The organism is Streptomyces sp. NPDC058086, assembly GCF_042885015.1.
Taxonomy (GTDB): Bacteria; Actinomycetota; Actinomycetes; order Streptomycetales; family Streptomycetaceae; genus Streptomyces.
Genome location: NZ_JBHVST010000190.1, coordinates 1 through 11,559, shown reverse-complemented (window position 1 = coordinate 11,559; position 11,559 = coordinate 1). Strand labels below are relative to the sequence as shown.

Genomic DNA, 11,559 nt, shown 5'->3' with positions numbered 1-11,559 from the left:
ACTCGGCCAGACCAGGACCTCGCATCTGGCCCGACTTGACCTGGCCGCATAGAGGCCCGCCCACACCCGGTTTACGGATTTCCCAACGGAGTCGTGAACGAGGGGGCTTCTCGTCAAGCTGGTTGGGCTTGACGACGGGCCAGCCCGGCCCGCAGTACGTTGGAAGCCCCTACGACGTCGGCGTGTGCGGTGTGGCCGCAGGCCTGGCAGTGGAACTTTTCCTGGGTAGGCCGGTTCTCCTTGGCGACGTGCCCGCATTCGGGGCAGGTGCGGGAGGTGTTGCGGGGATCCACGGCGATCACTTCCCGTCCGGCACCTTCCGCCTTGGCGGCCAGGATCGCGAGGAACACCCCCCACCCGGCGTCGGCGATGCTTCGGTTGAGTCCGGCCTTCGCCGCGGCTCCGTTCGGGGCGTAGGTTCCGTCCCCGTTCGGGCGCGGCTCGGGGGCCTTGCTCATGTTGCGGATCTTGAGGTCTTCGTGCGCGATCAGATCGTTGTCGCGGACGAGACCGAGCGCGGTCTTGTGTGCGTGGTCGAGGCGTTGGCGGCGCACCTTGCGGTGCAGGGTGGCGACGCGTTCCACGGCCTTGCGTCGTCGCTTCGACCCGCGCTTGCTGCGGGCGAGGGCCTGTTGCGCTGCCTCCAGCTTTTTCGCGGCGTTGCGGCTGTGGCGCGGGTTGTCGACGTGCCGGCCGTCGGAGGTGGTCAGAAACGAGGCGATCCCCAGATCGATACCGACCACGGCTCCGGTCGCGGACAGCGGTTCGGGCGGTGCCTGGTCGGCCGTGAGGATCACGTACCAGCGGCGCCCTTCACGCTTGACGGAAACGGTCTTGACCTTCCCGGCCACCGGCCGGTGCTGCTTGACCTTGACGTGCCCGACGCCCTGGAAGCGGACACGGGTCTGCGGATCGTGCGGCGTGGAGTCCCACCGGCAGCCGTCCCCGTCCTTGGGGAAGTCCACCGTGTCGAACCGGCGCACACCCCGGAACCTGGGGTAGCCGGGAGCCTCACCGGACTTGATGCGGCGGAAGAACGCGGCGAACGCCTTGTCCAGGCGGCGCAACGTCGCCTGCTGCGAGGAGAAAGACCACCGGCCCTGACGCTCCGGATCGAACGCCCGAATGTCCTTGAGCTGTCCGGACTGCCGGCCGTAGCGCACGGTCGTCCTCGACGCGTGCCGGTACGCGGACCGCCTCTCTTCAAGCGCCCCGTTGTAGAGGGAGCAGTGATCCCGCAGCATCTCGCCCAACGCCTGGGTCTGACGCATGGTCGGATACAGAAGGAACTTGTACGCGCGGATCAATGGAGTCACCCCCTCCAACTCGTGTGATCAACGTAGTGCACGCCACTGACAACGGCGGTCCGCCTAGCGGCGAATCGCCGCCCCTTGCCCCGCTCCGCGGGAGCTTCGTTTCACCCCCCGGCTGAAGCCGGGGGTACCCACGAAGGAGACAGGATGGAAGCGATCACCGACCTCCCGCCGATCGTGGTCAGCGACCTCTTCGGCATCCAGCCCAACACCGCCTACGCCTGGGCTCAGTACGCCCAAAACAGCTTGGCTGAATACCTCGAAGCTGTTCAATCCGCCGACTAGCCCCCGCGACTTCGAGGACCGATCTTGCGGTCCGGGGAGCCGGACGTGCTCTGGACGCCGAGCATGGCGGGGTAGGCGAGCGCGGCGGGGGTCAGACCCAGTGCACCGGTCACGAAGACGGTTCCTGCCCTGTTGCGGGAGATGGGCACGCTGCCTCCAGACGCGAGCGGCTTGTACGGCAGGAGGTACGGGCCGGCCGCCGGGATCCGTCAGCTCCGCGGGTAAAAAAACCAGCCGCCCGGCCGCGTCCCCGGCCTCCCGGGGCAGTACACCCGGGCCCGGCCCTACGCTGCCGCGGCGCAGGGGCGGAAGCGGGCTAGGTAGGCGAGGGTGGAGCCACGGTGTGCGGCCAGGTGGAGGCCGGAGTCGTCGGCGAGGCGGTGCAAGGTGCCGAAGGGGATCCAGTGGCGGTCGAAGAACTCGCCGACCACCAGTCGGCCGCCGGGGGTGAGCACCCGGACCGCCTCGGCCAGCACCCGCTCCGGCTCCGGTACCTCGCCCAGCGCGGTCACCAGGTACATGGCGTCGAACGTGCGGTCACGGAAGGGGAGTTCACGAGCGTCACCTCGGGTGGGCGTGATGTTGGCGACGCCGTGCCGTTCCGCGCGGCGCATCACGTGGTCGAGCATCTCCGGCTGGATGTCCAGGACGTCCAGCCGTCCGTCCGGGCCGAGTTGGGGAGCGACGTGCAGCGACTGCAGGCCGGTGCCGGGACCGACTTCCAGCACCCGCTCACCTGGCCTGGGCCGCAGCACGGCGTCCAGGCGGTTCGCGGTCAGATACGGCAACGGCAGGTCCAGCAGCTTGTGTTGGGCGTACGGGTAAGGGGCCTTGTCGCCGAACCACAGGGCGCCGGCGGCGACGGCACCGGCGGCGAGCGCCCAGCGGACGGCGGGCTTGGTCAGGACAGCGTGAGACATGGATCTCCTCCGGTGGGACGGTGGCGTACGGGAAGTGAGCGGGGCCGGGAGCGAGGATCAGGCCGTCGGGCGGGCAGCCCCTCGTACCGCCAGCACGACGCACACCACCGCCAGTGGCAGTTCCGCGCCGAGCGCCATCGCTATCGCCGAGACCTGATCCGCGCCCGGTGCCGCGGTCATCGTGTCGAACCAGGCGTCGACCACCAGCAGCGTCGCGGTGGCGGTGGCCGTCAGGGCGTGCAGCTGGTGGCCGCGTACGGCCAGCAGCCCCGTGGCGATCAGCCCCAGCGTCTCCAAGGCGTCCAGGCCGATCCAGGCGGTGCACCAGTTCGAGGCGATGGCGGTCCCCGGCAGACCGTTGGCCAGCACGACCAGCCACGGCAGCAGGGCCAGCCCGCAGCCGACCAGGACGTGTTCCATGCGGTACCGGCGGCCGATGCGCAGGCCGGCCGAGCCGCGGGCCTCGTCCTGAAGTCGGCAGACGCTCAGCGTGCTCATCGGATCGGTCTCCTCGCGTTCCCGGTGCTCCTTCACGGCCTCCAGCCTCGCCCGCCAGGCGCTCACGGTCAGTAACGCGAATGTCCGTTGTGGGGGTGGCACTAGCTACACCCCGAGGCGGATGCTCTTGCCATGGCCCGCCCCCGGCCCGGACACCTACCGTTTCCCCATGCACACAACCGCCCGCCTGCGGCGCCTACTTCTGTTCCCGTTCCAGGGAGCCGGGCGACCGGTCTCGTTCCTCGTCACGGGCGTCCTCGTCCAGCTCGGCGTCCTCTTCGTCGTGTCCCTGCCGTGGCTGCTCTTCCTCCCGGTCCTCGACCCGGCGGGCCAACTGCTCCTCGCGGTGTTCATCCCGTTCACGGCCATCGTGCTCGCCGGGCCGCTGCTGACCGAGGTGCAGCGCGGCCGCTTCCGCACCCGGCTCGACGTGGTCATCCCCTCGCCTTACGCGGGACAGCGGCCCCGGCTGCCGGAGTGGCTGCGATCCCGGGCGGGGCACCGGCAGCTCAGGTACCACCTGCTGGACGGGCCGCTGCTCGCTCTCGCGGGGTCCTTCACCCTCCTGGCATGGGTCGTGGCCGTCACCGCCGCCTCGATCTACCTGTGGATCTGGCTGGTGCCGCTGGACTGGCGCGTCGACCATCCCGGCTACTACACCTGGGCGGCGTACGTCACCGCGGCGGGGCTCGCCCTGCTCCACATCGCGCGGTTGTCGACCGACGCCCTCTCCCGGCTCGACACCCGCACCGCCACCGTCCTGCTCGGGCCCAGCCGCGAGGAGCAGTTGGCCCGCCGGGTCGAGGACCTGGCCGAGAGCCGGGCCGGCCTGGTGGACGCGGCCGATGCCGAACGGCGGCGGATCGAACGGGACCTGCACGACGGCGCCCAGCAGCGGCTGGTCTCCCTGGCCGTCAACCTCGGCCTGGCCAAGGCCACGCTCGGAGACCTGCCCGAGGACGCCCGCCAGGTGATCGACGAGGCGCACCGGGAGGCGAAGGAGGCGATAGAGGAGCTGAGCAGCCTGGTGCGCGGGATGCACCCGGCCGTTCTGGAGGACCGTGGCCTGGACGCCGCACTGTCCGGCATCGCCGCCCGAGCACCCATCCCGGTACGGGTGAAGGTGGACCTGTCGTCGCGGCCGTCGCCCACGATCGAGGCGGTCGCCTACTTCGTCGTCTCCGAAGCACTGACGAACGTGGTGAAGCACGCGGAGGCGTCCAGCGCCGAGGTCACCGTGGAGCGCTTCGGGAAGACGCTGCTGGTCGTCATCAGCGATGATGGGGTGGGCGGCGCGGAACCCACCGGTGGTACCGGGCTGGCGGGGCTGGCCAAGCGGGTCGCCTCGGTCGATGGCACGCTGTCGGTCGACAGCCCCGTCGGGGGGCCGACCGTCATCACCGTGGAGCTGCCGTGCGTGCCGTGATCGCCGAGGATTCCGTACTGCTCAGGGTCGGGGTGGTCAAGGTCCTGGAGATGGCCGGGTTCGAGGTGGTCGCCGAAGTCGGCGATGGCGAGGCGCTGTTGGCGGCGGTGGAGGAACACCGGCCGGACATCGCTGTGGTGGACGTCCGCATGCCCCCCGGTTTCACCGACGAGGGAGTGCGCGCCGCGCTGGTCATCAGGCAACAGTGGCCAAAGACCGCGGTGTTGCTGCTCTCGCAGTATGTGGAGGAGCGGTACGCGGCCGATCTGCTGTCCGCCAACACCTCCAGCATCGGCTATCTGCTCAAGCAACGCGTCGCGGACGTGGAGGAGTTCGTGGACGCGCTGCGCCGGGTCGCGGCCGGCGGGACGGCGCTGGACCCGCAGGTCGTCTCGCAGCTTCTGGTGCGCCGCCACAGCGGCCCGCTGGACCGGCTCACCCCGCGGGAACGCGAGGTCCTGGAGCTGATGGCGGGCGGCCGGTCCAACGCCGGGATAGCGGGGCAACTCGTGGTCAGCGAGAGCGCGGTGGCCAAACACATCAACAACATTTTCGCCAAGCTCGACCTGCCGAAGGCGGACGCCGACCACCGCCGGGTGCTCGCCGTACTGAGCTTCCTCGGCGTGGCCTGATCCCGGCCGACCCTGCGGACCGCATCCCCTTCCACTTGGGCCTTTCCGGCCTTTCTCCGGCATGACATCCGGGCGTCCGAGGTGGTGCCGGCGCGTCCCGGGACTCCGTGCCCAATATCGCCAACTTCCTGTCTTGTAACCACCGGTATCCGAACAGAGGACCTATGCCGCGTCCTGGACCTCGCCTCAGGGATGGGCAAGTACGCCGCGTACCTCGCCCGCGAGCATGGCGCCCTGGCCGACGCCGTCGACGCCTCCCCCACCCAGTACGAGCGCGCTCGCGCCCGGTACAGCCAGCAGCCCGGCCTCAACCTCGTGCTTGCCGACGCCGTCGAGTATCTCCGGCACGCCAAGCCGTACGACCTCTATCGCTGTAAGGGTCGGCCAACGGTCCACAGGTCACCGGGGGCGCGGATGAACGCGCCGTGGGCAAGCATGTCCCGCTTCAACTGCGCGGCGGAGACCGTGTGACCGCGTCGGGCGAGCGCGTCGCGTAGCTGCCCTTTCTTCCACAAGGCGGGCGCCACCAACGCCGCCACCTCTCACAGCCGAAGGGCCTCCTGCGCCGACGGTGACAACCTCCCTGGGCCCGACCAGTTCACTCACACAGGGATCAACCGCTCAAAGTACCTACCGTTTCAGATCAGTAGGACCCAGGAGGCTGGTTGTTGAGATGGCAAGCAGCGCGCCTCCAGCTCTGGAATGGCCTTATGGCCTGAATGGGTTCCCGCCCGGCAAACCATGATTTTGATCATTTTACTTTACGTTTGCTCGTGATGGGGTCGCGACTTGTCGTGTACAACTCCCAAATGCACCAGGGGGATTGACGAAGTGAGACTCTTACGCGCGTCGGCTTGGCGGCATGTTGCCGCTGGTGCCGTGCTGGCCCTACTGGCGGGGGTGGGCACCGCTGTAGCGGCTCCCACGCCGCTTGCGCCCGGCCTGGGGGCTTCCCCCGCGGCGGTGGCAGCAGCCGGACCGGAGGACCTCGCGGCCGTCGCCGCGTCTGCGCGGCCGGTGTCGGGTACGACCCCGTCGGCTGGCCCCAAGTTCTCCAAGGCGGGCACCGTCTGGCGGGTCATCACGCCGCAAGTGGTGCTGCGGAACACCGTCACCGATGCGGACGGCGATACCGCGAACCTGACGTTCCAGGTGTACACCACGAATGCGGACGGTACCCCGAAGACCCAGGTCGACCTCGACGGGTCGGGTCAGTACGGGGTGCTGGTGTCGCCGTACGTGGCCTCGGGCGGAACGGCGAAGGTGACAGTGCCGTACGGCATTCTGAAGCCCGGCTTGCTGTACAAGTTCCGCACCTCCGCCTTCGACGGCAGTCTGTACGAGACGAGCTGGTCGCCGTGGGCAGACTTCCGTATCGAGCCGTACGTGAAGTTTCCTGCGCCGCAGACGTCGTCGACGATCGACAAGACCGCGCAGGAGATCGACGAGTTCACCCGGACGGATCCGGGGCCGGCTCTGCCGACGTTCGATACGAACGGTGCGGTGAAGCGGGAGGCCACGCGGGAGCGTACCTGCGGTAAGCAGGACGCCCAGGGGCGCAAGCTGTGTATCGAGCTGTCCCCTCCCAGCGCGGAGTCGGAAGCGCGTGCGAAGAAGCGCGTCGAGGCGCTGCGCAAGGCTGAGGCGGCGAAGGCCCGTAAGGCCGGTAAGTCTCCTGCTGAGGCGGCTGCGGTGGCGGCTGTCGCGCCTGCTGTGGAACTGGTCGACTGGTGCTGGGACAAGCCAGTGGGCAAAAACTATATGACCCGCACCGAAGCATGCCTGAAGAACATCGGGGCGGGAACGCTGGTGTTCATCGATGCGGACGATAAGCAGATCGGCCTAGCCGAGTTCGACTTCGAGCAGCGGATCAAGGCGTACCCGAACAAGGGTGCCTCCGGGTCGAACTTCGCGGAGTTCGACCAGCAGATCGCCATCATGCCGGTCTCGATCGACCAGGCGCTGAAAGGCGTCACGATGAAGTGGAACGTCGGGTCGACGTGCCAGTCGTGTGTGACGTCGAACGTGAAGTGGACAGACGGGCAGAACAACAACGCCGGATCGACCGCGTACTGGGACGTGGACGGCTCCAGTCCGCCGTACGCCGACCGATGGGGCCGGGTAACAACGCAGTGGAACGGCACGGGCAAGGAGACCATCGGCCTGGGCTGGTCGGTGACCGCGACCGTGGACGCCAGCAGCACCGCAATCGCGACGGCGAACTTCGGAACCTCCGGCATCGACGAGGTAAAGGAGCTTGCGCCGCGCTGCGACGACTGGCTGGCGAGCTCGGCGCCGGGATGTGTGCTGCCATACTTCAAGCCGACCTGGACGCTGGACACCAACCTGTACCCGGCCGCTGGGGGGTACTACTGGTACATGCAGCAGGTGATGCCCGATCACGCCGGATCGAAGCGGTGGGACTCGCTGATGCACTACCTGGGACCGGACACCCTGGTGAAGACCAGCTCCGGCGGTACATGGACGTCGGACAACAGCCGTAACGTCGTGTGTGGTACCAACTCCTCCTGGAGCGTGCACCCATCCGATGCGTCGGTGGGGTCGGTCGACTGTGACGAGTACGCGATGGCCTCGACCCACGAGTCCGGCGGCTACCCGAAGAGCGTCAACCTCGTGACGTCGGGCACCAAGTGCGCCCAGTTGTTCACCGATAAAATGGGCGACGGCTCGGCGAACTTCGGCCTCCACGCGGACACCCGCACAGCGACGAACGGGCCAAGCGGTACGGAGCGGTGCGGGCGTGCAGCCATCCCGAGTGAGCAGAACCAAAAGGCGTTCAGCGGGTTCCCAGCCCCGACGTGGCGGATGCTGGACGGTGACGGGTTCTTCGTAACCCTTCCGGGGTTCGAGCACTGCACGTCAACCGCAACTACCTGCACCTGGCGCAAGATCGGCTGACGTAGCCTGAGCACCAGCACGTGAAAGCCGGAAGGGGGGCCAGCCCTGCGGGCTGGCCCCCCTTCTCGTACGTGGTCAGCCAGTCCAGGGCTGCCACCGGTCTTCCTGTGCCGGGTCGATACTGCTGAGCCACACCAGCGCACCACCGATCAGGCCTGGCTTGTCCCCCGTGGCCAGGGCCGGAGCTTCGAGCATGTCGGCAGCCTCTTCCAGGTAGGTGACCAACGTGTCGAGTACTTCACCAGGGCCTTCGTTGTAGCGGGACCACCGGCCCAAGTAACCACTCTCGGCGTCCAGGTACAGGCCCGAGGTGCTGTCAGCCGGGCCCAAAGCGACAACCGGAATCCGGGTTGCCTTCCACACGGTGATCCGCTCGTCCTCGGGACGGTTGGTGTTGAAGGTGTCCTCGTGGGCCTGGGCGTCCATCTTCAGCCGGTAGGCGGCGGCCACGGCGTCCAGGGTCATCAGAGCCCTGTTGCCCGGAAGGCATCCCCAGCCATTGCCCCCGTCGTCACCCGAGGTCAGTAGCCACAGGACGTGCAGCTCGACGGGTATGCGGATGCCGAGGTCGTTTTCCAGGGCGGCGATGGCGGCGGGGCTGGCGCCGGCGCGGAGTGCAGCGTAGGAGTCGGGGGCGTTGGACTGGAGCCAGCCGGTGATGCGATGCCAGGCATCGGCAACCTCCCGTACGGTGATCGCGGCGGCAGCAGGGTCGGCAGGCTGGTCCTGGTCTCCGCCCTGCTCCTGGTCATGGGCGTCCGTGGAGGGCTCGGTGGAGGGAGCTGCTCTCAGAAACCGGATCTCGATCCGGTCCGGCTCACGGATGTAGCCGACGGACAGGTCGGGGCAGTCATCGAACATGCCGCCGTCGACCGTCACAGTCAGGATGCCGGGCAGCCCCGAAGGCCGGCCCATGTCAGGATCGTCGGCCAGCTGGCCGGCCAGGGCCTTCAACGCATAGGCAACGCCTCCCCCCAGCTGGGCGGCGATATCGCGTACGTCCGGCTGGATTTCGACCTTCACAGCCCGGTGCTCCTTGCTGGTTCGGATGGAAGACGGTGCCCCTCACACAGTAGGGCCTTCCCCCGTGAAGGTGGGCACGCGGTTATTGATCACGCGGCGAGCGTGAGTTTAGAGGTGTGGTGTCGGTGTTCGTATTCGTTGGGGCTGAGGTGGCCGTTGGCGGAGTGCCGGCGGCGGGTGTTGTAGCGGGTCAGCCAGGCGAAGACGGTCCTGCGGCACGTATCGGAGTCGCCGTAGTCGTGGGCGCCCTGGAGGGTCTCGCGTTTCAGGGAGGCGTGGAAGCTTTCGCAGGCAGCGTTGTCGGCGCTGGTACCGACCGCGCCCATGGACCGTGTGACCCCGAGTTGGTCGCAGAGGCCGGCGAAGGCCCGGGATCCGTATTGCGCTCCGTGGTCGGAGTGGAAGACGGCGCCGTCCAGGCGGCCACGGGTCGAGGCTGCCATCCGCAGTGCGTCGGCGACCAGGCCGGTGCGCATGTGGTCGGCGATGGACCAGCCGACGACCTTGCGGCTGAAGCAGTCCAGCACGGTCGCGAGATAGAGGAACTCCCCGCCCTCGAGAGGGAGATACGTGATGTCGCCCATGTATTTGCGCCCCGGCTCGGTAGCGGTGAAGTCCCGCTGGAACAGGTCCGGGACCGGTGAGGCTGCCGGGTCCGGGACGGTGGTGCGCACGCGTCTGCGCAGGCGGATGCCGGTGATGGAGAACGTCCGCATGATCCGGGCGATCCGCTTCTGTGAGGTCTCAGGACACTCTTGACGTCTTGTCACCAGGACCCGCTTGTCGTACTGATAAGCGATTCAGGAGATCTTTGACGGTATTTCGCTCGGCCACTCCGGTTCCCTGGGGCTGGCTCAGCGTGATGCTCAGCTCATCGCTGCCTGAGGCCTCGGCGGTCGAGATAGTCGATCAACGCGGCCTCCTTGCGGAGCAGCCGGTCGCGATCGTCGGGAGGAAGCGACGCAAGGGCGTCGACTAGGACCCGCTCGCGAGGAACGTGAACCATGTTGCCCGAGTTAATCCGGCACCCGGAGCACCATGCCAGCCCGACGCAGCGCTCGAAACTGGAGGACTCGGGCGGATGGAAGCGGTACTGATAGGAACTGACAGGTTCCCGGCACGCAACACAAATCCAGCGTTCATCGTCGAAGACGGACCAGCCGATCCCCCTCTTGCGCCAGGCCGTGCGTCCTGCCGACGCTCTTCAAGTTGTCATGGTGATCATTCTGCCTCGGGGCGGCCTCAGTGGATACTCGATTGCTTCTGGCTGTCCTCGCGTTTCGACACGATGCGGACGCGGTCGAGCGACCCTGGCTTCCTTCGTTCCTTCACGGCGATCTCTTCGCCTTCGTGGAGGATGCGGAAGTGGGTGTCCTCGATCACGACGATGACCTGCTTGCCGACGTTCCTCTTGCCCAGTTTGAGGCGTTGGGTGGCAACCATGATCCGGCCGTCGCCGTTGACGCGCCGCTGGACCCGCATGGCCCCGCTGGGCACCATCGCTGGTGGTAGCGGACCAGCTGCCTCCCGCACTCCGCGGAGCGCAGGGAGCCGGTCACTGCTCACTCGGCAGGGCCAGGTACCCACGAGGATGCCGTCGGCGACTGCGTGCATGAGGTACCCGTCCAGCCGCAGGGTGACCGTCTGGCCGACCAGCCTGGCGCCGACGCGGAACAGGTTGCCGCCGACCGTCACGTTGCCGTCGCGGTGGACGAGTCGGTCAATCTCAACGGCTTGCCCGGCGGTGGCCGCGCGCATCCGCGGCAGTGCCGCCGTGCCGGGCGGAGGCTCTGTCGGCCGTGCTCCGCGCATGGTCAGCCAGCGGAGGTTCGCGTCTGTCAGCCGGGATGGAACGGTCTTCAACAGATGCCCGTCCAGGACGAGGTGGACCCTGCGCTGGTCGGCCCAGACGGTGAGGACGCGGTTGGCCAGTGCGCGGTGCAAGGAGATCTTCTGCGCTCTGGGGACGATGGTGAGGTGGCCGCTGGGCGGCACGCGAGCCTCGAACTCGACCGCTCCCGTGCCCGCGGGCGGTGGGTCGGGCGTCTCAGTGACTCCTCCCCCTTGTAAACGAGGGGGCTTCTCGCTATGCCGGGTTGGCGTCGCGATGGACCAGCCCGGCCCGTAGAACGTTTTGGGCGCCCACCGTGTCCGCGTGCGCGGTGTGGCCGCACGAGACGCAGTGGAACTTCTCCTGGGTGGGCCGGTTCTCCGCTGCGACGTGCCCGCATTCGGGGCAGGTCCGGGAGGTGTTGCGAGGGTCCACGGCGATCACGTCCCGTCCGGCACTTTCAGCCTTGGCGTGCAGGATCGTCAGGAACACCCCCCATCCGGCATCCGAGATCGAGTGGTTCAGCCCGGCCTTCGCGGCGGCACCATTGGGCAGGAAGCTGCCCGGCTGGACAGGATCGGCCTTCGGCGCGGGAGCCTTGACCATATTGCGGATCCTGAGGTCTTCGTGCGCGATGACGTCGTGCTCCCGCACGAGGTCAACAGCGACCCTGTGGGCGTGGTCGAGCCGCTGGCGGCGGACTTTGCGGTGC

At 68.1% G+C, this 11,559-nt stretch carries 12 protein-coding genes; 5 read left to right on the top strand and 7 right to left on the bottom strand.

All coding sequences use genetic code 11. The annotated features are described in order from the left end of the window. Positions 1-113: 113 nt before the first annotated feature. A complete protein-coding gene (locus ACFVWD_RS55730) occupies positions 114-1,307 on the bottom strand; it encodes an RNA-guided endonuclease InsQ/TnpB family protein (protein ID WP_389606649.1) in 1,194 nt (397 codons plus the stop codon). A 153-nt stretch (positions 1,308-1,460) separates the two neighbouring features. Here ACFVWD_RS55730 and ACFVWD_RS55725 point away from each other — a divergent pair, with 153 nt between their 5' ends. Then, positions 1,461-1,598, top strand: a complete 138-nt coding sequence (locus ACFVWD_RS55725) for a hypothetical protein (protein WP_389606646.1) — start codon at positions 1,461-1,463, stop codon at positions 1,596-1,598. A 284-nt stretch (positions 1,599-1,882) separates the two neighbouring features. On the opposite strand, the gene ACFVWD_RS55720 is transcribed toward ACFVWD_RS55725, so the two are convergent. Together ACFVWD_RS55720 and ACFVWD_RS55715 are read right to left on the bottom strand one after the other, a co-directional pair. After that, positions 1,883-2,518 (bottom strand): class I SAM-dependent methyltransferase, encoded by a 636-nt coding sequence (locus tag ACFVWD_RS55720; protein ID WP_389606645.1) that lies wholly within the window; start codon positions 2,516-2,518, stop codon positions 1,883-1,885. Positions 2,519-2,575: 57 nt separating this feature from the next. Next, positions 2,576-3,016 carry a hypothetical protein gene (locus tag ACFVWD_RS55715; protein ID WP_389606643.1) on the bottom strand — a complete coding sequence of 147 codons (441 nt, stop codon included), beginning with the start codon at positions 3,014-3,016 and terminating at the stop codon, positions 2,576-2,578. A 169-nt stretch (positions 3,017-3,185) separates the two neighbouring features. Between ACFVWD_RS55715 and ACFVWD_RS55710 the strand changes: the two genes are divergently transcribed. The 4 genes from ACFVWD_RS55710 to ACFVWD_RS55695 all read left to right on the top strand — a co-directional run bounded on the left by ACFVWD_RS55710 (position 3,186) and on the right by ACFVWD_RS55695 (position 7,993). Continuing rightward, the gene (locus tag ACFVWD_RS55710; RefSeq protein WP_389606641.1) at positions 3,186-4,442 is read left to right on the top strand and encodes a histidine kinase; all 1,257 of its coding nucleotides are present in this window, start codon (positions 3,186-3,188) and stop codon (positions 4,440-4,442) included. Beyond that, a complete protein-coding gene (locus ACFVWD_RS55705; RefSeq protein WP_266636909.1) occupies positions 4,430-5,074 on the top strand; it encodes a response regulator transcription factor in 645 nt (214 codons plus the stop codon). The genes ACFVWD_RS55710 and ACFVWD_RS55705 overlap by 13 nt, the downstream gene beginning before the upstream one ends. A gap of 81 nt (positions 5,075-5,155) precedes the next feature. Beyond that, a complete protein-coding gene (locus tag ACFVWD_RS55700; protein WP_389606640.1) occupies positions 5,156-5,545 on the top strand; it encodes a class I SAM-dependent methyltransferase in 390 nt (129 codons plus the stop codon). 408 nt (positions 5,546-5,953) lie between these two features. After that, positions 5,954-7,993: a hypothetical protein gene (locus ACFVWD_RS55695; protein ID WP_389606639.1), complete on the top strand. Its 2,040-nt coding sequence runs from the start codon at positions 5,954-5,956 to the stop codon at positions 7,991-7,993. A 75-nt stretch (positions 7,994-8,068) separates the two neighbouring features. On the opposite strand, the gene ACFVWD_RS55690 is transcribed toward ACFVWD_RS55695, so the two are convergent. The 4 genes from ACFVWD_RS55690 to ACFVWD_RS55675 form a co-directional block, all read right to left on the bottom strand. Beyond that, entirely contained in the window at positions 8,069-9,016 is a 948-nt protein-coding gene (locus ACFVWD_RS55690; RefSeq protein WP_389606638.1) for a hypothetical protein, read from the bottom strand. Between the two features lie 89 nt (positions 9,017-9,105). Then, a complete protein-coding gene (locus tag ACFVWD_RS55685; RefSeq protein WP_389606648.1) occupies positions 9,106-9,816 on the bottom strand; it encodes an IS3 family transposase in 711 nt (236 codons plus the stop codon). Between the two features lie 442 nt (positions 9,817-10,258). Then, positions 10,259-10,960: a hypothetical protein gene (locus tag ACFVWD_RS55680; RefSeq protein ID WP_389606636.1), complete on the bottom strand. Its 702-nt coding sequence runs from the start codon at positions 10,958-10,960 to the stop codon at positions 10,259-10,261. A gap of 142 nt (positions 10,961-11,102) precedes the next feature. Next, positions 11,103-11,559: RNA-guided endonuclease InsQ/TnpB family protein (locus tag ACFVWD_RS55675; protein WP_389606634.1), on the bottom strand; the 457-nt coding region annotated here is incomplete at its 5' end.

Bases quoted from the DNA above. Each gene is read 5' to 3' on its own strand.
- ACFVWD_RS55725 (WP_389606646.1), top strand. From the start codon at position 1,461: ATGGAAGCGATCACCGACCTCCCGCCGATCGTGGTCAGCGACCTCTTC.
- ACFVWD_RS55720 (WP_389606645.1), bottom strand. From the start codon at position 2,518: ATGTCTCACGCTGTCCTGACCAAGCCCGCCGTCCGCTGGGCGCTCGCC.
- ACFVWD_RS55715 (WP_389606643.1), bottom strand. From the start codon at position 3,016: ATGAGCACGCTGAGCGTCTGCCGACTTCAGGACGAGGCCCGCGGCTCG.
- ACFVWD_RS55710 (WP_389606641.1), top strand. From the start codon at position 3,186: ATGCACACAACCGCCCGCCTGCGGCGCCTACTTCTGTTCCCGTTCCAG.